This window comes from Idiomarina sp. ST20R2A10 (genome assembly GCF_051842345.1).
In the GTDB taxonomy this organism is placed as follows: Bacteria; Pseudomonadota; Gammaproteobacteria; order Enterobacterales; family Alteromonadaceae; genus Idiomarina; species Idiomarina loihiensis.
This window is the reverse complement of sequence record NZ_JBNIEY010000001.1, coordinates 142,286-160,658: the sequence shown is the minus strand read 5'-3', so window position 1 is coordinate 160,658 and position 18,373 is coordinate 142,286. Positions and strand designations below refer to the sequence as shown.

Genomic DNA, 18,373 nt, shown 5'->3' with positions numbered 1-18,373 from the left:
AGGCTTAGTCTGACAGCAGGTCATTCACCCAGGTGGTGGCCTGCTCCAGAATGTCATCCAGATGTTGCTCGCTGACAAAGCTTTCTGCGTAAATTTTATAAACAGGCTCTGTGCCTGAAGGTCTGGCAGCAAACCAGCCGTTATCAGTAGTCACTTTTATCCCACCAAACTGGGCGTCATTCCCTGCCGCTTTGGTAGAAATATCAGACACACTGTCACCCGCCAGTTCAGGCAGCTTTACTTTGTAGGCACGAATGTCTTTAAAGCGCGCATTCTTTTGTACACTGGAAGCGGTATCAACCCGGCGATAATAAGCCGTACCATGTTGCTGGCATAAGTCATCGTAATACTGACCGGGGTTTTTACCGGTTTTCGCCAGTATTTCAGCCGCCAGCAGTGCCATGACAATGCCGTCTTTATCGGTCGTCCAGGTATTGCCTTTACGGTCAAGTAAAGTAGCACCGGCACTTTCTTCACCGGCAAACGCAATTGAACGTTCAAACAACCCTTTAGCAAACCATTTAAAACCCACCGGTACTTCCATCAATGGTCGCTCGTTTGCGCCCACCACGCGGTCAATCATGGCACTGGACACTAGAGTTTTTCCAATAGCAATACTGTTATCCCAGTCGCGGTTCTTACATAAGTAATCTATTGCCACAGACAAATAATGATTCGGATTCAGTAAACCGTGTGTCGGAGTCACTATGCCGTGACGGTCATAGTCCGGGTCGTTACCAAAAGCCAAATCGTAATTGTCTTTCAGCTCGAGCAAGCTGGCCATGGCAAAAGGCGACGAGCAATCCATTCTAATCTTTCCGTCTTTATCCAGCGGCATAAAAGAGAATGTCGGGTCGACCACGGCATTACGAACCTCAATCGATAAGTTGTAATGCTCTGCAATTTGCGTCCAGTACTTAGCGCCCGAGCCACCCATGGCATCAACCGCCAGTCTCAGTTTCGCATCCTGAATAGCCGACATATCAATGCAATCATCAAGCTGGCTAATATACTGCGTGCGCCAATCAACAAAGGTTAGTTTCGGGTGCTGTAATACGTCTTCACTCTCGCAGGTATTCACGCCGACAAGCCCTGAAGACAGCAACGCGTTTGCGTATTTCTCTATGGTTCGGGTCACGTCAGAGTCTGCCGGACCACCATGTGACGGGTTGTATTTAAAACCGCCATCTTCTGGCGGGTTATGCGAGGGTGTAATCACCACGCCATCGGCTTTAGCTGTGTTCTCACGGTTCCACTCAATAATCGCGCGGCTTAAAACCGGAGTTGGTGTGTAGTCATGCTCAGTCTGAACCTGAACCTCTACGCCATTGCCAATAAAAACATCTAACGCACTAATGTAAGCAGACTCAGACAGCGCATGAGTGTCTTTAGCCACCATAATAGGTCCGGTAATGCCCTGCTCCTCGCGGTAAGCACAAATAGCCTGAGCAATAGCCAGAATATGCGCTTCATTAAAGGAACGCTTCAATGAACTGCCTCGATGACCCGAGGTACCAAAACTGACTTTTTCAGCCGCTTTGCGTGGGTCCGGCTCATAAACATAATACGCACTGGTCAATTGCGCTATATTGGTCAAGTCGCTGGCCTGCGCCAACTGGCCTGCTCGCTCGTGATCCGCCATTATAAAAAGTCCCTAATTTTTTCTGCATCGGCCGATTGATAACCCAGTTTTTCTGCTACCTGAGTCAGCATGGCTTTTTTCTTAGTCGTATTGGTATTGGTAATTACCCAAAATGGAGAGTCCGGAATCTGCTTCGGGTTCGTGCTGTTCCCCGATGTCAGTAAAGCTTCTTCTGAGCGGGCAAAATATTGACGATCACGACCGCGAATATCCAGCACTTGCGAAAATTCGCTCGGGTGGCAGCGGTACAACATGCTTAAAATATACAGAAAGCGCGCTACTACGCTTTTCTGAATACGCACATCCTGCTCATTCAAACGGTTAAAAACCGACTCAGTGAGTTCGCTTTTGCTGTCGGCTTCAGGTTCACTGCTATTCACGTCAAGCAAACGACGCAGAATATCCGATGCGCTCTCGCCTATTTGTCTGGTATGGCTTGCAATGTACGTGTATAAGTCATCGTCAATGTCAATCCGCTTCATTGTTGACTTTCTACCTCTAAAAATTGAAAGGTTGCGCTTTGTCACTTGCAACACCCCGACAAAGCCTTGAAAATATAGACCAAAGTTTATCACTAAAGGCAGTTCGATGGCAGACTCTTCATTGTTGAATCACGAAACATTAGGTACGGATAGCAATCCGGCTATCATCATTATTCACGGTCTGTTTGGCGATAAAGACAATTTAAAAAGTCTTGCCCGTGAACTGTCAGAAAACTACTACTGCATTTTGCCCGACGCCCGTAATCATGGTGAATCGTTTCACAGCGACAGCATGACTTACCCGGACATGGCAGAAGACATTATAAAACTGGCTGACTCGCTGAACCTGAAACAGTTTTATTTAGTCGGTCATTCTATGGGTGGCAAAATAGCAATGGAAACTTGCATAAAAGCCCCTGAACGGATTAAAGCGGCAATATTTGCTGATATTTCACCCGCCGCTTACGACGGTACCCACGACAGCATATTAGACGCTCTTTCTAACCTGGACATAGACCAGGTAAAAAGCCGCGGCGACGCCGACAAACAGTTAGCCGAGACAATTTCAGAAAAAGGTGTACGTCAGTTTCTGCTGAAAAACCTGAAAAAAACTGACGACGGTTACCAATGGCGGCTTAACCTAAAAGCGCTAAGAGAAAATTATCAGCAAATTTCAGCGGCTGTCAGCAAAGGCCAATACGACGGACCGGTACTTTTTATAAAAGGAGGTAGCTCAAACTACCTCACAGAAAAGCATCAACAAGACGTGGCAGCGCGATTTAGCAATGCCTCGGTAAAAGTTATTGAAGGTGCAGGCCACTGGCTACATGCCGAGAAACCAAGAATATTTAACCGCCTGGTCATTGAGTTTATAGCGCAGTAATCTCGCCACCAGTCGTGCTTTATGGTAATCTAAGCGCCGTAAAAAACAGTCAAGACCGCATTAAGCATTCTTAGGTTAAGTACCAGCGAGGTTAAGCAGTATGTTAGCTGAGTATTACGAACAAATTGAAGTTCTGGCCACCAATTTTACGCTGGGCATACTATTCTTACTAATAGGCTTAGCCATTCGGGACGTGTTAAAGCGTTCTGCAGTACCAAAATTTGGCCAGGTTATTGTCTGGATGGTGCTCTTTCTTGGCTGTTTTGGCTTTATCGCTAAAGGTATTATTCAGGTGCTCTGGGAATCCGGAGTTTAACCCAATTGATAATTTACGCCGCTGAATGGCAACCCGTTCAGTACTGTTTATTCGTATAATCAGGTGAAAATTGACTTATGGCAACTGTTGGAATTTTCTTTGGAAGCGACACCGGTAACACCGAAGCCGTCGCACAGATGATTCAGAAAGAGCTTGGTAAAAAGCTCGTTGATGTAAAAGACATCGCCAAATCCAGTAAAGAAGATATTGCCAATTACGACTTACTATTGTTCGGTATTCCGACGTGGTATTACGGCGAAGCTCAGTGCGACTGGGATGACTTTTTCCCCGAACTGGAAGAAATCGATTTTACGGACAAGCTCATTGCCATTTTTGGCTGTGGTGATCAGGAAGATTACGCTGAATACTTTCTTGATGCCATGGGCATGGTTCGCGACATTGTGGAAGCCCGTGGTGGCATTATTGTCGGACACTGGCCTACCGAGAGCTACAATTTTGAAGCCTCTAAAGGTATGGCCGACGACACACACTTTGTCGGTCTGGGCATAGATGAAGACCGTCAGCCAGAGTTAACCAAAGAACGCGTTAGCAAATGGTGCCAGCAAGTTTATGAAGAAATGTGTCTGGCAGAACTGGCAAGTGACAGCTAATACAGGGTATGCTGTTATACATGTTTAACTGAGATACTAATTATTATGGCGAGTAACGACGAACAGCTGAAAAAAGCAGGACTAAAAGTCACTTCCCCACGGATGAAGATTCTGGAGATTTTGAAAAAACCAGATAACCAACACATCAGTGCCGAAGATGTCTATAAAATTCTGCTGGAACAAAAAGATGAAATTGGCCTGGCTACCGTTTACCGGGTACTAAACCAGTTTGATGACGCTGGTATTATTACTCGCCACCACTTTGAAGGTGGGCGTTCGGTATTTGAGTTGAGTGCAAAGCACCACCACGATCATCTGGTGTGTTTAACCTGTGGCCACGTTTTTGAATTTGAAGATGACGTAATCGAAGAGCGTCAGGAAAAAGTAGCCGCAGCAAATAAAATTAAACTGACTAACCACAGTTTGTACCTTTACGGTGAATGTCAGCGTGGCGAGGGCTGCGAATACAAAGCTGCCGCTGAGGCAGAGTAATAATATGGCACTGCGCTGGCTCATTTACGGTGCATACGGTTATTCAGGCAAACTTATTGCCCATCAGGCTAAAAAACGCGGTTACCAACCTATTTTAGCCGGCCGTAACGAAAACGCCCTTGAGCCAGTAGCACGTCACTTAGACTTTCAATACAAGGTCTTCTCGCTCGACAGTATTGATGAAGTTCAAAAGCAATTAGAAGACGTAGACTTAGTCGTTAATTGCGCAGGCCCATTCAGCCAGACCGCAATTCCCCTTATTCAAGCCTGTATTGATACCAAAACCCACTATTTAGACATTACCGGCGAGATAGACGTATTTGAATACGCTCACTCTATGCACAAAACCGCGCGCGAAGCCGGCATTGTTTTATGTCCGGGCGTTGGGTTCGATGTTATTCCAACCGACTGTATTGCCGCGCGACTCAATGCGCAGATGCCGGAAGCAACACACCTGGCCTTAGGTTTTGATTCAGGTTCACGCATGAGTCGTGGCACTGCCAGAACCAGCATAGAACGTTTAGGTCGTGGTGGCGCCGCCCGTATTAAAGGACAAATTACCGATGTTCCGCACGCCTGGCATTCTCGCTGGATAGATTTTGGTAATGGCGAAAAATATGCCATGACCATTCCCTGGGGCGATGTCTCTACCGCCTACTACACCACGGAAATACCCAACATTGAAGTGTACATACCGGCCAGTCCACGCTTAGTGAAGAAAATGCGCCGGATGAACTGGTTCCGCTGGGTATTTAAATGGAAATGGGTTCAGGCTAAGCTGAAGAAGAAACTCGAATCACAGCCTGCTGGCCCTGAAGAAAAAGAACGGAAGAATAACCCAACTTACGTTTGGGGTGAAATCAGCGATGCCAAAGGCAATAAGAAAAGTATGCGGGTTAAAGTGAAAAACGGCTATTCGCTAACTGCCGAAGGAGCTGTTGAGATAGCCATTCATACCTTAAGCCAGAAGCAGTCAGGGGGCTTTTACACCCCCTCACGTTTGTACGGCGCTAAGCTACTGGACCAGTTTAAGATCCAGTAGTTTGTTCCTGTTCTATTTTCGCCCAGCTGTCACGTAAACCAACGGTCTGGTTGAATATTAAACGGCCTTCAGTCTCAGCATCCTGATCCAGACAATAGTAGCCCAGACGTTCAAACTGGAAGTTCTCGCCCAGTTTCGCACTCGCTAAGTTAGCTTCCACAAATCCTTTCTTAATAACCAAAGACTCCGGATTCAGGGTTGAGAACAAGTCTTCCTCGGCCGCCGGGTTAGGCACCTGGAATAAGCGGTCATACACACGGAATTCTGCTGCTTTTGCGGTTTCTGCAGACACCCAGTGAATAACGCCCTTCACCTTACGGCCGTCTGCAGGGTCTTTACCCAGAGTGTCAGCGTCGTAATGACAGTAAATGGTCTGGATCTCGCCGTTATCGTCGGTTTCTACCCGGTCTGCACGAATAACATAGGCATTACGCAAACGCACTTCTTTATCCAGCACCAGACGCTTGAACTTCTTATTAGCCGACTCACGGAAGTCTTCCCGTTCAATCCAGATTTCACGACTAAAAGTCACCTGACGCGAGCCCATTTCCGGGTCATTCGGGTGGTTTGGCGCATCCAGCAGTTCCTGTTCGCCTTCAGGGTAGTTTTCAATAACAATTTTAACCGGATCCATCACCGCCATAGCGCGTGGTGCATTGACGTTCAGGTCATCACGAATGCAGGCTTCCAGCATGCTCATTTCTACCTGGTTATCCATTTTGGTCACACCAATACGACGGCAGAACTCACGAACTGAATCTGGTGTATAACCACGGCGACGCAAACCAGCAATACTAGCGATGCGCGGATCATCCCAACCGCTTACTTTATTCTCGTCAACCAGCGTATTAATAATGCGTTTACTCATTACCGTGTATTGCAGATTCAGACGCGAGAATTCAATTTGCTGTGGATGGCAGTCAATGCTGATGTTATCCAGTACCCAGTCATACAAGCGACGGTTGTCCTGGAATTCCAGCGTACACAGTGAATGTGTAATACCTTCCAGCGCATCCGAAATACAGTGGGTGAAGTCGTACATTGGGTAAACGCACCATTTATCACCGGTCTGGTGATGGTGTACAAAGCGCACACGGTAAATCACCGGATCACGCATACACATAAACGGCGAGCTCATATCAATTTTTGCCCGTAATGCGGCGGTGCCTTCTTCGTGCTTACCTGCTGTCATGTCAGCAAAGTGCTTTAAGTTCTCTTCCACAGAAGTATCACGGTAAGGGCTGTTTACGCCCGGCTCTTTCAGAGTACCGCGCATTTCGCGCATTTTATCCTGCGAACTGAAATCAACGTAGGCCAGGCCTTTTTCAATCAGCTCAACCGCAAACGCGTGTAGCTGATCAAAGTAATTAGAGGAATAACGCGGCTCGCCTTCCCAGTGATACCCTAGCCATTCCACGTCTTTTTTAATGGAGTTCACATAGTCCACTTTTTCTTTCAGTGGGTTGGTATCATCAAAACGCAGGTTACAGGTGCCGTTGTAGTCTTCGGCAATACCGAAGTTCAGCACTATCGATTTGGCATGGCCAATATGCAGGTAACCATTCGGCTCCGGAGGAAAACGGGTGTGTACAGTTGCGTGCTTACCACTGGCCAAATCTTTATCAATGATTTGACGAATAAAATTACTGGGACGAGAGTCAGTATCTGCCATGAACCTTTTGTCTCCGCTACAAAATCAACACCGGATAATATGAAGCGGCTATGATCGCAGGTTATCGTCAGCCTGACAAGCTAAGCGAACATTAAAAAACTGATAAAAACGGCGCAATTGCTGCTGTGCAACTTTACCCTCAATGCGGGTAAAACGAACGGTCTGCCCCGGCTGGCATTGTGCCAACCGACCTAAATCGAACGGGTTAATGGTGCCCAGTTTCGGGTAGCCCCCTAAGGTCTGGCGGTCGTTCATCATAATAATAGGCTGGCCATTTGCGGGCACCTGTACAGACCCCACATTCACGCCTTCAGATACCAAACCCTCACCGTTATATTCCAACGCTTTACCCGACAAGCGAATGCCCATGCGGTCGCTGTCTTTAGTGACTTCGTAATCTTCGTAGCAGAAAGCTTCTCTTGCAGACATGGGAAAGGCGTCGTACTGAAAGCCAGGTATTAAGCCAATGACCGGAGTTTTCTGATAGTCCGATCTGTAGGCCCAGCCCACGCGCCGCGATACCTGATAGTTCTGCTCATTAAAGCTCAGTTCGTCACCCGCTTGTAAAAACGCGCCATCGCCGTGCAAGCCGCCGACCGCGTCGCGAGTAACGGTTGCGCAACTGCCCCACTTAGGCTCCACCTGAAAACCGCCCTGCACCGCTAAATAGGCTCTGACACCAGCACTGGCGTAGCCCATCTTCAGGCGTTGCCCCGCGCGTACTTTAAAGTTTTGCCAGGTATTTAACACCTCGTCGTCCAGCGTTAATTCGACATCGGCACCGGTCACAGCACACTGGCAATCACGCTCAAATTCTACTTCAAAACCGCCCAGGGTAATTTCTATTTGAGCGGCATTAAAATGGTTGCTCAATAAACGGTTAGCCCATAAAAACGCGTGTTCATCCATGGGTCCGCCGCGGGTCAGGCCTTTCGACAAATACCCAAAGCGCCCAAAATCCTGAACGGCTGAGCGCATACCCGGCTCAATAATACGCATCATGACAAGGCCTCCGTGTCACCGCCTTCCTCAATAAACTGCTCTTTGCTTACCGCGTAAAATTCTACTTCATCGCCTACGTTCAGCGGGCTGATAGTCCCCGATGACGGGTCATATAACTGAGTAGAAGTACGGCCAATAATGTTCCAGCCTCCGGGCGATGCCGACGGATAAACTGCCGTCTGACTCTCAGCAATGGCGACGCTGCCTGCGGTAATGCGCTTTCTGGGGTTATCTAAACGAGGCGTTCTGATCTTCTCACTCACTTCACCTAAATAAGCGAAGCCCGGCGCAAAGCCCATGGCGTACACTCGGTAGGTCTGCTCGGTGTGCGTTTTTATTACATCATCCACAGAGCAGTTGTTCATTTCAGCAATGCGAGCAAGATCAGGCCCGACACTTTCATCATAAAAAACCGGAATGCGATGCCGCTTGCCACTCTGCTCGCTAGTATCAGAGCTGAGGTCAGCTAGAGCTCTACGCAAGCGTTCACGTATTTCAGGCTCGTCAATGTTCAACACATTGTAGTAAACTATTAAGGAGTTATAGGAGGGCACTAAATCCAGCACAACATCAGACAGTTGCTCCTTTACTGCCTTAACCGCAGCCAGAACACGCTGGTTAACCGACACACTAATGCCCTCGCCTAAATAGACTATAACGGCATCGGCGCCGGCTGAAACGAGTTTTGGAAAATCAGACTCTTCTTTCATAACTGAACTTTAGTCATTCCTGAGTTTATTCGTTAGCTTGCCGGACAATATTCCGCAGCTTCTCTACGGTTTCTATCGCTTTGGGGTTATCCCCGTGAACACAAAGAGAATCAATTTCAATTTGCAGCGACTTGCCCGACACACTCTCAATAGCACGACCTGTCGCAAAAGCCTCCGCCTGAGCATACATGGCTTCAACATCACCGTGCACGGCGTCAGGATTGCTCCGCGAGCGCAACTGACCATTGTCGTCATAAGCGCGGTCGGCAAAACCTTCAAACCATAATTCAACACCAAACTGCTGCGCGCGGTGGCGCCAGGCATCATTTTCGGGAGTTGCCATAACCATCAAGGGCAAGGGTTCATGTCTGTCTTCCTGCAGGGCGGCAATGGCCTGACAAACAGCATCGAATTGCTGACCGTCGCTTAACATGTCGTTATAAAGAGCACCGTGTGGCTTCACATATTTCACTTCGGTTTTCTGGCCTGCACAAATGCCCTGTAAAGCCCCCACCTGATACTGAATTAAAGCGGTTACTTCATCGGGTTTTAACGCCATATGACGTCGGCCGAAACCAACGAGATCGGGATACGCAGGGTGCGCGCCTATCGTCACGTTATGCTGCTTGGCTAACTTTACTGTTTTAAGCATAGTTAGAGGGTCTGACGCATGAAAACCACAAGCCACATTAGCACAATCGATGTACGGCATAATTAAGTCATCGGCACCCATTTTCCAGGCTCCGAAGCTTTCACCAATATCGCTGTTTAATGTAATTCCCTGGTGACTCTTGGGAGTAACGTGACGATTCATTCCTCACCTTTTTCGGATTTTCTGGCTTCAATGTCTCCCATTAGCTTAGCCAGACCCACGGCAAACAAGTATAAACCAACACCTACCGCGGCGAGTTGTAACGGCGGCAAGCAAAGCACCACCAGTTGATGTTTCACAAATACCGCTGCTGCACCAGTGAGCCCCATAGTCGTTATGGCGCTGGCAACTAAGGTAACAGGTGCCATCCAGGACAGCAGCCAACGGAACTTTAACAGTGCGCACAGCCCGCCAATGACTAAGCCCCAGGCAACAGGAACGCCCAGTTTGTACCAACTCAGATTAAAATTCGCAATTAAAGTAATCAGTTCTTCCTGTTCCGCGGTATAAAAAAACAGCCCCACCGCGCCGGCCAAAATAACAATTCGTTTTGCTATATTCATTAATTTAATTCCTACATGAACAGACTGATAATAAAGAAGATAATAGCAATAATCGGTATCCAGAGAATTGGAGATTGATACCATTTCAAAATGGGTTTATCCGTGCGGTTAAGCGACTGCAAAGTCGGCTGCTTATACAGCCAGATAATACCAATTAACATCAGAACCGCGCCGGTTAGCCTAACGGGAGTATCGTTGTCACTGACCACACCCAGAACGGCCAGAAGCAAGCCCACAATAAGAATCAGTAATGCCAAAACACGTTGCCACATACTTCCCCCAAATCATTGTTCTTATAATTATTGTCTTTATACTAAGAACTTATACTGTATCAGGTTCTGGAGCCATATGTTAAAGCAAATTCTTATCTGGTTAGGCGCTTCGGCCGTCACACTTCTCGTTATTTTTGTCAGCGTTGTTGTGTACCAGTACACCGCTATGGAGCCTGAATTACCGCATGAAGACGAGTGCCAGATCCGCCAATTGGAAACCAGTGAAGACGGCGCGCTGGAGGTTCACAGCTATTGGTGCGAACGGGGTGAAAAACAAAGTTGGCAGGGCCATGAAATTTGGCTGCACGAACCACAGCTGGATAAATGGGAACGCATAATGACCACCGAACACGATGGCTGCATTAAACTGGAACTATCTGATCAGAGACTGGAAATAAACCACGATGGCAAGCGCGGCGACATGTTTTTAGTCGAGCCGGTGTTTCTGTTTAATGATGCACAAGGCGTTAGCCAGTCTCTGTCAGTGCAGGTGTCTACTCGCGGCGACGCCGTGTGCTCTGACTCTGGTGAATAACCAAAGTTAAGCCAACTTTAACACCCATTTCAGTGGCAGCCGTTTCATTAAAAACGCCATTAATGCCCAGGGCCAACGCGGTACATAAGCTTTAACCGGCTCTTTATTAATGGCTTTTGCCAGTAAGCGACAGCCGGTTTCGGTGTCCACCATAAAAGGCGTGTTTTTCACCTTCTCGTTAATTTCCGAACGAATATAGCCCGGATAAATAGTTGATACTTTTATTGGGCTGTTGCTGCCGTAGGTTTTCATTAAGTCCGCACGAATGCCTTCCGTTAATGATGCCAACCCGGCTTTGGTAGCCGCATAAACCGTCATAGCCCGCGGCATACCGCGGAAAGCACTCATGGACGAAATAGTCACCAGGTGCCCCTGCTTTTGCTCCCGTAGAATTTCCATAGCCGCTTCGCACTGAGCCAGCGCGGCTACGAAGTTCGTTTCAGCCGTGGCTTTGTTTGCTTCAAAGTAGCCAGTACCCAGCGCAGCGCCTTTACCCATGCCCGCATTAATAATAAAACGGTCAACTTGCCCCTGCTCTTGCTTAAACTCCTGAAACACGCGGAATACGTCTTCATGAGCATTTACATCCAGGGTTTTAATGCTGACCGTTATGCCAGAATGCTTTTCTTCCAGTTCGTTTTTTAAGGCTTCCAGCCGGTCTAACCGACGTGCGCACAGGCATAGGTCTTTGCCCTGAGCGGCAAACTCGCGAGCCATACCCTGACCCAGACCAGAGCTGGCACCGGTAATTAAAATAGTCTTCCTTTCTTGAGACATTATTGAGCTCTCTTTTATTGTTATTGTTTTTTATTCGTATTTTTTAGGCTTTGGCAATACGACGGCGGCAACGCCATAGCAAGTAGTTCACCAAAAACCAGAAGTTCTTAAAGGCTTTATTGGTGGTTTGCTTATGGTGGTACCGATAATAAATTTGCTGGGCTATCACCGCTAAACGGAATAAACCAAACACTTCGTAGAAAGCAAAGTCTTCTACCTTGGTGCCAGTGCGCTCACAGTAGTAATCGATAACTTCTTTGCGGGTTAGCATGCCTGGGTAGTCGCTCGGCTGACGTTTGGTCGCACGCGCCACTTTGTCATCGCCTGCTTCAATCCAATAAGCCAGCGAATTGCCTAGGTCCATTAACGGATTGCCTAAGGTCGCCAGCTCCCAGTCCAGAATGCCGATAATGTCGGTTGGGTCATCCGGATTGAGTATCAGGTTGTCTAAGCGAAAGTCGTTATGAACCAGACAAATCGTTTCGTTCTCTGGCTTATTTTCCTGCAGCCAGCGCATAACTGAACCTGCGCCGAATACATTCCAGGTCTTCGCTTTTTCATAACGGCCACACCAGCCATTTACCTGACGCTCGGTATAGCCTTTACCTTTAGCTATTTTTCGTAGCCCAGTGCTGTCTAAATCCACCTGGTGCAGCTTTATCAGTTTATCCAGCGCGTTCGTGCATAGCTGCCGCGCCTGCTCAGAACTAAGGTCCAGCCCTTTAGGAAAACGCCTCCGCGGAATAATTCCTGTTACGTGCTCCATCACATAAAACTCGGCGCCAATAACCGACTCGTCACGGCAATACGCCAGCATTCGGGGTACGTGCGGAAACGCCGGCCGCAGTCGTTTTTGCAGACGGAACTCACGCCCCATATCATGGGCGGACTTGGCTTTTGTGCCATCTGGAGGCCGGCGCAGAACCAAAGCCAGGCCGTTGTAATCTAAACGGTAGGTCCAATTCGACACACCACCAGTATATTGGGTAATGCGCAAAGTACCGCGATCTTCCGGCAGCTCGTCGCCTATATGCTCCGCCAGCCAGTTGTCCAACGCCTCTACGGGCAAGGTTTCTTCTTCGCGTACGTCACTCGCCTGATCGACTACGGCGGATGATGGATCAGTCATTAGAGCGCCCTTTCCATTGTTTTTCTCTTTGTTTCAACTCGGTTTTTGCAATAGTCGCACGGTGAACCGCGTCGGGTCCATCGGCAATGCGCAGTGAACGCGCAACAGTTAATAACCCCGGCAACGGTGTGTCATGACACATAGAGGCCCCACCAAACAACTGCATGGTTTCGTCCACCACCCGCTGCAGCACATTCGGTGCCACCAGCTTAATGGCCGATATTTCCTTAATGGCTTTAAGTGCACCTACGTTATCTATTTGCCATGCAGCGTGCAATGTCAGCAAGCGCGCTTGATCAATCGCCACGCGTAAATCAGCTAAACGCTCGGTGTTGCCGCCAAGCTTCATTAATGGCTCGCCAAAGGCAATGCGCGATACGCCCCGTTCAATAAAGAGCTCCAACGCACGTTCAGCCGCGCCAATAGCGCGCATGCAATGGTGAATTCGTCCGGGGCCTAAACGCCCCTGCGCAATTTTAAAACCGGCACCAGGGCCAACAATAATGTTCTCTTTCGGTACGCGCACGTTATCGAACACCACCTCGCCATGGCCGTAGGGGGCATCGTACTCGCCCAGAGCAGGTAACATACGTTCAATATTCACGCCCGGCGTGTTTAACGGCACCAATACCATGGAATGGCGATGATGCTTTTCGGCATCTTCATCAGTTAGCCCCATAACAATGGCAATTTCTGCGTCCGGGTGACCCAAACCAGTACTCCACCACTTACGACCATTTATGACCCAGTCGGAGCCATCCGCTTTAATGGTAGTTTGCATATTGGTGGCATCGGAGGACGCGACATCGGGCTCTGTCATACAAAACACCGAGCGGATGTCGCCGTTCAAAAGCGGTTTTAACCACTGCTCTTGCTGCGGGTCATCACCAAAGTGATAGAGCACTTCCATATTACCCGTGTCAGGTGCGTTGCAGTTGAAGACCTCGGGTGCTAAGAGGCTGCGACCCATACGCTCAGCCAGCGGCGCATATTCCAGCGTGCTTAAACCAGCACCAAGCTCTTCATCAGGCAAAAATAAATTCCAAAGCCCCTGCTCTTTCGCTATTTGCTTAAGCTCAGCCACCCTTGGTGCCACCTGCCACTCACGCCAGTTCGGCGTGCTGTTCAGCCGGTAATTCTCTTTTTGATACTGGTTTTCATACGGCTCAATATGCTCGCGCATAAACACATCTATCCGCGCTAAGTAGTCCTTTGTTTTCGCACTGTAGGAAAAGTCCATAATGCCCGCTCCGAACGAATAGTTAACAGCATTGTAGACTTGAAAGTGTTGGTGGTACAACCAGAGTTGGGGGCAAAGCGTTTAATAAAACCAGCCTGTTCGAAACGAAACACCCACAACAACGAATAGAATGGAAATAACAGTAACCGACACGATATGCCATGCCATTACTTTGAGGTTTGCTGGCGAAAGGTTGGGTATGACGAGAAACCTTGCGCTAATAGCAAAACCAACCGTCAACGCGAGCAAACCCAGTTTTGCCATTATTGGATAAGCAACTGGGTTACTGGTATTAAACCACTGACTGAAATCTGGGAGTAGCCTGTGCGCCAGCATTACGCCTGTAATTATTTGAATGATGAGTGCGGGCATGCCAATTTTTTCATACACAGACTCAAAATCCAGGAGCAGCTGAGGTGACCGCTCCTTCAAAACCTTGGGCAGCACAACGACGGACAGGACAATGTGCCCACCTGTCCAGATGGTTGCCGCGAGAATGTGGAGTAGTAAAAGTGAGCCGTACATTGGAAGCCGCCTTTCAACCTAGATATTTGTACAAATTATTTTGCGAACCAGACAATTTTATTGTCTCTTTGAAGCTGAAACCAATAATTTCCGGCAACTTACTCGGTTTAATTTCATGACGTATTTTTATAGCTATGGTTATTGATAAACCGAAAGAACTTCCCAGTTATTCTCAAACTCAGCAACGTCTTTGATATTGAGTATCGCTTGCGGTGAAGCGCCGCCTCCAGGGCGGCGGTAGTCGTGCTTTTCCATGAAAGCCACGTACCTATCGACAATTTTTTTCTGTATATCACGCTCAGTACAGATAAAAAATCTTGCTCCACTGACTCCCGAGTCGGGCAACCGCACCAAAACCCAGATCAAATCGGGGTGCTTGAGGCGTGTCAATTCGCCCAGAGATTGACGGTTATTCTCATCGGTACTGTGATTACACCACTTATCGATTGTGGACTGAACCAGAGCACCCTTGGTACTCGCCTTAACCTGAACAGGAAACGACTTTAATGACTCGGAATGCACGGCTGTAACATCAAACCCTGGCACATTCCCAGAGTACGGAGAAGCATAGTAACCTAACGTACCCAGTATTGCCGACACTAGATGTTCGCCGACCTGCCCTGTTAATTTATTTGATGTGCCTGATGCCATAATATTGTTTTTCTTGTTCTTAACGCCCGGCTCACGCGCCGGTTTGGAGCCGCGAAAGCGGCGGAAAATCGGTCGCCGTGCAGCCGATTGTTATGCAAAGCTCGCTCATACTGAACTTCCCAAGGGAACTCCTTTCCAGATTGGATGTTTCAAAGCCGGTCCAGTTGCGCCTAGCTCTGAGATGTCATGAGCAACTTGGTAACGCTTTCCGTTTGCTGAGATCACCTCAAGACTCAATATTGTATGCCGATGCTGATTTGGATCTGATTCCTTTGGCGGTCTATAGGCAGCATCATGCACCACAGTGAAAGGCCGAATCTCCCCTGGTTTTAACACAAACGGATCAAGATGGTTGATTGGGACTTCAAGATATGGGGCATCATGCTTCAAATGCCCAAGTGGAGATGGCCCCATCAACAAAGCGATATCCTTGATGTAAAGCTCCTGATTACCAGTATTACTGAAGGTGTAGTTCAGCTCTCTATTCGTTTTTTCACTGAGGCAATCAAAAAATCGGCTATTCAAACAAAGAATAGCTTTTGAAGATTTATGCCAGTGGGAAAGGTACAGCGCTATTAAAGAGACCAGAAAGGCACCCACCGAAACTACCATCTCCATCAGCTAACCCCTTTCATTTCGAACAACCTGTGCATAACATATATATACTGCGCATGCGCATTTTGTAACGCCCAAAAACAGCACTCCAAACCGTCTTAGCGACTGATAATAATTACTATTTTTACTCTTAGGTCAAACTTACCCGAAAAAACAATTCGAGCATGCTCACTTTCGTTCAACCTAATGCGCAATATTATACTTTAATTTTTTGTTATATAGCTGACGATAAAAGAGTTAATTCCATAAAGCAATGCTAAACGGTGCGACATCACCGAAGAATGTGCGCAGGCAACTGAATCAACCAGCCAGTCATAAGCGGCGGAACCGTACCAAATAACCCGAATCTAACGTACAATACACAGCCTAAACACCAAACCGCACACGGTCACATGACTTTTTCTGATCTCGAACTTTCTCCTGAAACTCTTGCAGCCCTTGCACGTCAAGGTTACGGCGAGCCTACGCCCATTCAAGCTCAGACTATTCCTTTGGTGCTTGCAAGGAAAGACGTCATGGCAGCGGCGCAAACGGGTACGGGAAAAACAACCGCTTTCACCGCACCTATTTTAGAGCTTCTGAAAGGTAACGAGCGCGCAAAGGCAAACACGGCGCGCGTACTCATTTTAACGCCGACTCGCGAATTAGCTGCTCAGGTGGGTGAGAACGTTGCGAACTTAAGTGCGGGTCTGCCACTGAATTATGCGGTGGCGTTTGGTGGTGTGAAAATTAATCCGCAAATGATGAAGCTTCGTAAAGGCGTGGATATTCTGGTGGCGACGCCAGGCCGCTTGCTGGATTTATACAAACAAAACGCGGTTCGTTTCCCCAAGTTAGAAGTGCTGGTGTTAGATGAAGCCGACCGTATGCTCGACATGGGCTTTATTCACGACATAAAGAAAATTATTAAGTTACTTCCGGCTAAGCGCCAAACACTTCTGTTCTCGGCAACCTTTTCCGATGACATTCGTACGCTGGCTAAGGGCTTGCTGAAAAGCCCGGTAGAAATTGCCGTGGCACCACCCAACTCCACAGCCGAGCCTATTGAGCAAACAGTGTATGAAGTACAAAAAAGTCAAAAGTTAGGGCTGCTATTAAAGCTACTGAAAAGTATCAACTTACCCCAGGTGCTTGTGTTTTCGCGCACCAAGCAAGGCGCTAACCGGTTAGTCAAACAGCTGGATAAAGCCGGCTTCTTGGCAGCGGCTATTCACAGCGCCAAAAGCCAGGGTGCCCGCACCAAAGCATTAACTGACTTTAAAAGCGGCAAAGTGCAGGTGCTTGTCGCCACCGATATCGCATCACGCGGCATCGACATTGAAAAGCTGCCGTACGTTATCAATTACGATCTCCCCCACGTTGCGGAAGATTACATACATCGTATTGGCCGCACTGGCCGCGCCGGTCAAACCGGTCATGCTATATCATTGGTAACGGACGAGGACGCTGAAGCGCTAAAAGCCATTGAGGATCTTATAGGCGAGCGGATTCAGCAGCATGAGCTGTAGAGCATTGCCGACGTCGAACTTGACAGAACGACGCCGGTTCCGACTAAAGATCAGCGCGGATAGTTTTAGCACTCAGCTCATGAGCATGGTCTAAAGCATCCATAGCCGGCACTTGAATATCGGGAATAATTCCCGTGCGCTCCCAGTTTTTCCCGGTTGCCGTTATTATCGGTTTAAATAGTGAAATACGAAACACAAGCGTGTCAGTAATTCGGCGTACTCCGACATAGAAACCGGCACTAGCGGTGGTGTCACCAACCAGTACGGCTTTTGAGTTCGCCTGCAAGACACCGGCGAAAATTTCAGAAGCGCTAGCTGTATTGCGACTGGTTAATATCCAAACCGGAGAGTCACCGCGAAAACTGTGGTGAGCTGCGGTATCAGATGCTGAAATCTCTGCTGTCTTTTCGTTTGAAGAATTCAGCACATACCAAAGAGGCGTTTCGTCGTGCAGAAAATAGCTCAACATGTACTGAACTAAATCGGGCGAACCGCCAACGGTATCTCGCAAGTCAATGATGATACCGTCGCTCTGGCCAAGAAAGTTAAAAGCTGCGTCAACGGCGTCCCTGGCCTGCTTGTCCGGCGAAAACTTATTAAACTTCAAATAGCCAATGTTACCGCTCAGGTAACGCACTTCCTCGAAACCATAGTTGTTGGTTAACTTCCCTTCTTTATGCGTCAATATATGAGTGATTTCTTCGTCTGGGTTAACGGTATACAAACTAAGGTGGTTATCGCCTGTAACCGCTCGTAAATCTTGTCCCAGTAAGTGCGCGAAGTCCTCCAGAGACGTCAGCGAATCGTACTGTCCCAGCTCCAGCTTGTTAAGAAATAGCTGTTTTAGCTCGGGAACCACTTCCGGTTCTATGTAGTTGTCCTGCATAACATCGAACATTTTAGTCATCAGCTGACGAACATGTTCTTGCGACAGATTGTTCTCATCGGCCTGAGATAGCTCCGAATTGGACAACAGAGAAATAAGCAAAAGTAGCAGAGCAATAAGTCTGCACGGTTTAAGCAAAATACTTTTCATAAGTTTACCTTTAAAATC

General features: G+C 48.0%; 22 protein-coding genes. 7 read left to right on the top strand and 15 right to left on the bottom strand.

Annotation, left to right across the window (positions count from 1 at the left end; translation table 11 throughout):
* Positions 1–4: 4 nt before the first annotated feature.
* Together pgm and ACP7H9_RS00785 are read right to left on the bottom strand one after the other, a co-directional pair.
* Positions 5–1,642, bottom strand: coding sequence for a phosphoglucomutase (alpha-D-glucose-1,6-bisphosphate-dependent) (gene pgm / locus ACP7H9_RS00790; protein WP_110013251.1), 1,638 nt, complete (start codon positions 1,640–1,642; stop codon positions 5–7).
* Positions 1,642–2,124, bottom strand: a complete 483-nt coding sequence (locus tag ACP7H9_RS00785) for a replication initiation negative regulator SeqA (protein ID WP_110013252.1) — start codon at positions 2,122–2,124, stop codon at positions 1,642–1,644. Before ACP7H9_RS00785 ends, pgm begins: the two co-directional genes overlap by 1 nt.
* A 106-nt stretch (positions 2,125–2,230) precedes the next feature.
* Between ACP7H9_RS00785 and ACP7H9_RS00780 the strand changes: the two genes are divergently transcribed.
* From ACP7H9_RS00780 to ACP7H9_RS00760, 5 genes are all read left to right on the top strand, one after another.
* On the top strand, positions 2,231–3,007 hold the full coding sequence (locus ACP7H9_RS00780) for an alpha/beta fold hydrolase (protein WP_110013253.1): 777 nt from the start codon (positions 2,231–2,233) through the stop codon (positions 3,005–3,007).
* A 100-nt stretch (positions 3,008–3,107) separates the two neighbouring features.
* Positions 3,108–3,323, top strand: a complete 216-nt coding sequence (locus tag ACP7H9_RS00775; protein ID WP_011234720.1) for a DUF2788 domain-containing protein — start codon at positions 3,108–3,110, stop codon at positions 3,321–3,323.
* Positions 3,324–3,400: 77 nt separating this feature from the next.
* A complete protein-coding gene (gene fldA / locus ACP7H9_RS00770) occupies positions 3,401–3,934 on the top strand; it encodes a flavodoxin FldA (protein WP_011234721.1) in 534 nt (177 codons plus the stop codon).
* Between the two features lie 45 nt (positions 3,935–3,979).
* Positions 3,980–4,426 carry a ferric iron uptake transcriptional regulator gene (gene fur / locus ACP7H9_RS00765; RefSeq protein ID WP_011234722.1) on the top strand — a complete coding sequence of 149 codons (447 nt, stop codon included), beginning with the start codon at positions 3,980–3,982 and terminating at the stop codon, positions 4,424–4,426.
* Between the two features lie 4 nt (positions 4,427–4,430).
* Positions 4,431–5,468: a saccharopine dehydrogenase family protein gene (locus ACP7H9_RS00760; protein ID WP_110013254.1), complete on the top strand. Its 1,038-nt coding sequence runs from the start codon at positions 4,431–4,433 to the stop codon at positions 5,466–5,468.
* Here the strand turns inward: ACP7H9_RS00760 and glnS are convergent.
* The 6 genes from glnS to ACP7H9_RS00730 are packed head-to-tail and all read right to left on the bottom strand — an operon-like array spanning position 5,455 to position 10,339.
* Entirely contained in the window at positions 5,455–7,140 is a 1,686-nt protein-coding gene (glnS, locus tag ACP7H9_RS00755) for a glutamine--tRNA ligase (RefSeq protein ID WP_110013255.1), read from the bottom strand. The two genes, ACP7H9_RS00760 and glnS, sit on opposite strands and share 14 nt — an antisense overlap.
* Before the next feature lie 48 nt (positions 7,141–7,188).
* Positions 7,189–8,142 (bottom strand): biotin-dependent carboxyltransferase family protein, encoded by a 954-nt coding sequence (locus tag ACP7H9_RS00750; RefSeq protein WP_110013256.1) that lies wholly within the window; start codon positions 8,140–8,142, stop codon positions 7,189–7,191.
* Positions 8,139–8,852 carry a 5-oxoprolinase subunit PxpB gene (gene pxpB / locus ACP7H9_RS00745; protein ID WP_110013257.1) on the bottom strand — a complete coding sequence of 238 codons (714 nt, stop codon included), beginning with the start codon at positions 8,850–8,852 and terminating at the stop codon, positions 8,139–8,141. The genes ACP7H9_RS00750 and pxpB overlap by 4 nt, the downstream gene beginning before the upstream one ends.
* Before the next feature lie 25 nt (positions 8,853–8,877).
* Complete coding sequence (locus ACP7H9_RS00740; protein WP_110013258.1) at positions 8,878–9,666, bottom strand: 5-oxoprolinase subunit PxpA; 789 nt, start codon at positions 9,664–9,666, stop codon at positions 8,878–8,880.
* Complete coding sequence (locus ACP7H9_RS00735; protein WP_110013259.1) at positions 9,663–10,067, bottom strand: hypothetical protein; 405 nt, start codon at positions 10,065–10,067, stop codon at positions 9,663–9,665. Before ACP7H9_RS00735 ends, ACP7H9_RS00740 begins: the two co-directional genes overlap by 4 nt.
* Positions 10,068–10,078: 11 nt before the next feature.
* Positions 10,079–10,339, bottom strand: coding sequence for a hypothetical protein (locus ACP7H9_RS00730; RefSeq protein ID WP_110013260.1), 261 nt, complete (start codon positions 10,337–10,339; stop codon positions 10,079–10,081).
* A gap of 76 nt (positions 10,340–10,415) precedes the next feature.
* On the opposite strand from ACP7H9_RS00730, the gene ACP7H9_RS00725 reads away from it, so the two are divergent.
* A complete protein-coding gene (locus ACP7H9_RS00725) occupies positions 10,416–10,874 on the top strand; it encodes a hypothetical protein (RefSeq protein WP_110013261.1) in 459 nt (152 codons plus the stop codon).
* Positions 10,875–10,880: 6 nt separating this feature from the next.
* On the opposite strand, the gene ACP7H9_RS00720 is transcribed toward ACP7H9_RS00725, so the two are convergent.
* The 6 genes from ACP7H9_RS00720 to ACP7H9_RS00695 all read right to left on the bottom strand — a co-directional run bounded on the left by ACP7H9_RS00720 (position 10,881) and on the right by ACP7H9_RS00695 (position 15,814).
* Positions 10,881–11,651: an SDR family oxidoreductase gene (locus ACP7H9_RS00720; protein ID WP_110013262.1), complete on the bottom strand. Its 771-nt coding sequence runs from the start codon at positions 11,649–11,651 to the stop codon at positions 10,881–10,883.
* Between the two features lie 43 nt (positions 11,652–11,694).
* On the bottom strand, positions 11,695–12,780 hold the full coding sequence (locus tag ACP7H9_RS00715; protein WP_110013263.1) for a phosphotransferase family protein: 1,086 nt from the start codon (positions 12,778–12,780) through the stop codon (positions 11,695–11,697).
* Positions 12,773–14,020, bottom strand: coding sequence for an acyl-CoA dehydrogenase family protein (locus ACP7H9_RS00710; RefSeq protein WP_110013264.1), 1,248 nt, complete (start codon positions 14,018–14,020; stop codon positions 12,773–12,775). Before ACP7H9_RS00710 ends, ACP7H9_RS00715 begins: the two co-directional genes overlap by 8 nt.
* Before the next feature lie 81 nt (positions 14,021–14,101).
* The gene (locus ACP7H9_RS00705; protein ID WP_110013265.1) at positions 14,102–14,545 is read right to left on the bottom strand and encodes a CopD family protein; all 444 of its coding nucleotides are present in this window, start codon (positions 14,543–14,545) and stop codon (positions 14,102–14,104) included.
* 138 nt (positions 14,546–14,683) lie between these two features.
* Positions 14,684–15,196, bottom strand: a complete 513-nt coding sequence (locus ACP7H9_RS00700) for a hypothetical protein (RefSeq protein ID WP_110013266.1) — start codon at positions 15,194–15,196, stop codon at positions 14,684–14,686.
* 105 nt (positions 15,197–15,301) lie between these two features.
* Complete coding sequence (locus tag ACP7H9_RS00695; protein WP_110013268.1) at positions 15,302–15,814, bottom strand: hypothetical protein; 513 nt, start codon at positions 15,812–15,814, stop codon at positions 15,302–15,304.
* A gap of 389 nt (positions 15,815–16,203) precedes the next feature.
* Here ACP7H9_RS00695 and ACP7H9_RS00690 point away from each other — a divergent pair, with 389 nt between their 5' ends.
* Positions 16,204–17,319, top strand: coding sequence for a DEAD/DEAH box helicase (locus ACP7H9_RS00690; protein WP_439222063.1), 1,116 nt, complete (start codon positions 16,204–16,206; stop codon positions 17,317–17,319).
* Positions 17,320–17,362: 43 nt separating this feature from the next.
* Here the strand turns inward: ACP7H9_RS00690 and ACP7H9_RS00685 are convergent, their stop codons facing one another.
* The gene (locus ACP7H9_RS00685) at positions 17,363–18,355 is read right to left on the bottom strand and encodes a S41 family peptidase (RefSeq protein WP_439222062.1); all 993 of its coding nucleotides are present in this window, start codon (positions 18,353–18,355) and stop codon (positions 17,363–17,365) included.
* Positions 18,356–18,373 lie beyond the last annotated feature (18 nt).

What these genes read in the sequence shown, in the direction of transcription:
- ACP7H9_RS00785 (WP_110013252.1), bottom strand. Translation starts at nt 2,124, where the DNA reads ATGAAGCGGATTGACATTGACGATGACTTATACACGTACATTGCAAGC.
- pgm (WP_110013251.1), bottom strand. Translation starts at nt 1,642, where the DNA reads ATGGCGGATCACGAGCGAGCAGGCCAGTTGGCGCAGGCCAGCGACTTG.
- ACP7H9_RS00735 (WP_110013259.1), bottom strand. Translation starts at nt 10,067, where the DNA reads ATGAATATAGCAAAACGAATTGTTATTTTGGCCGGCGCGGTGGGGCTG.
- ACP7H9_RS00725 (WP_110013261.1), top strand. Translation starts at nt 10,416, where the DNA reads ATGTTAAAGCAAATTCTTATCTGGTTAGGCGCTTCGGCCGTCACACTT.
- pxpB (WP_110013257.1), bottom strand. Translation starts at nt 8,852, where the DNA reads ATGAAAGAAGAGTCTGATTTTCCAAAACTCGTTTCAGCCGGCGCCGAT.
- ACP7H9_RS00685 (WP_439222062.1), bottom strand. Translation starts at nt 18,355, where the DNA reads ATGAAAAGTATTTTGCTTAAACCGTGCAGACTTATTGCTCTGCTACTT.
- ACP7H9_RS00775 (WP_011234720.1), top strand. Translation starts at nt 3,108, where the DNA reads ATGTTAGCTGAGTATTACGAACAAATTGAAGTTCTGGCCACCAATTTT.
- ACP7H9_RS00720 (WP_110013262.1), bottom strand. Translation starts at nt 11,651, where the DNA reads ATGTCTCAAGAAAGGAAGACTATTTTAATTACCGGTGCCAGCTCTGGT.
- ACP7H9_RS00690 (WP_439222063.1), top strand. Translation starts at nt 16,204, where the DNA reads ATGACTTTTTCTGATCTCGAACTTTCTCCTGAAACTCTTGCAGCCCTT.
- ACP7H9_RS00715 (WP_110013263.1), bottom strand. Translation starts at nt 12,780, where the DNA reads ATGACTGATCCATCATCCGCCGTAGTCGATCAGGCGAGTGACGTACGC.
- ACP7H9_RS00705 (WP_110013265.1), bottom strand. Translation starts at nt 14,545, where the DNA reads ATGTACGGCTCACTTTTACTACTCCACATTCTCGCGGCAACCATCTGG.
- fur (WP_011234722.1), top strand. Translation starts at nt 3,980, where the DNA reads ATGGCGAGTAACGACGAACAGCTGAAAAAAGCAGGACTAAAAGTCACT.
- ACP7H9_RS00750 (WP_110013256.1), bottom strand. Translation starts at nt 8,142, where the DNA reads ATGATGCGTATTATTGAGCCGGGTATGCGCTCAGCCGTTCAGGATTTT.
- ACP7H9_RS00740 (WP_110013258.1), bottom strand. Translation starts at nt 9,666, where the DNA reads ATGAATCGTCACGTTACTCCCAAGAGTCACCAGGGAATTACATTAAAC.
- ACP7H9_RS00700 (WP_110013266.1), bottom strand. Translation starts at nt 15,196, where the DNA reads ATGGCATCAGGCACATCAAATAAATTAACAGGGCAGGTCGGCGAACAT.
- ACP7H9_RS00730 (WP_110013260.1), bottom strand. Translation starts at nt 10,339, where the DNA reads ATGTGGCAACGTGTTTTGGCATTACTGATTCTTATTGTGGGCTTGCTT.
- fldA (WP_011234721.1), top strand. Translation starts at nt 3,401, where the DNA reads ATGGCAACTGTTGGAATTTTCTTTGGAAGCGACACCGGTAACACCGAA.
- ACP7H9_RS00710 (WP_110013264.1), bottom strand. Translation starts at nt 14,020, where the DNA reads ATGGACTTTTCCTACAGTGCGAAAACAAAGGACTACTTAGCGCGGATA.
- glnS (WP_110013255.1), bottom strand. Translation starts at nt 7,140, where the DNA reads ATGGCAGATACTGACTCTCGTCCCAGTAATTTTATTCGTCAAATCATT.
- ACP7H9_RS00695 (WP_110013268.1), bottom strand. Translation starts at nt 15,814, where the DNA reads ATGGAGATGGTAGTTTCGGTGGGTGCCTTTCTGGTCTCTTTAATAGCG.
- ACP7H9_RS00780 (WP_110013253.1), top strand. Translation starts at nt 2,231, where the DNA reads ATGGCAGACTCTTCATTGTTGAATCACGAAACATTAGGTACGGATAGC.
- ACP7H9_RS00760 (WP_110013254.1), top strand. Translation starts at nt 4,431, where the DNA reads ATGGCACTGCGCTGGCTCATTTACGGTGCATACGGTTATTCAGGCAAA.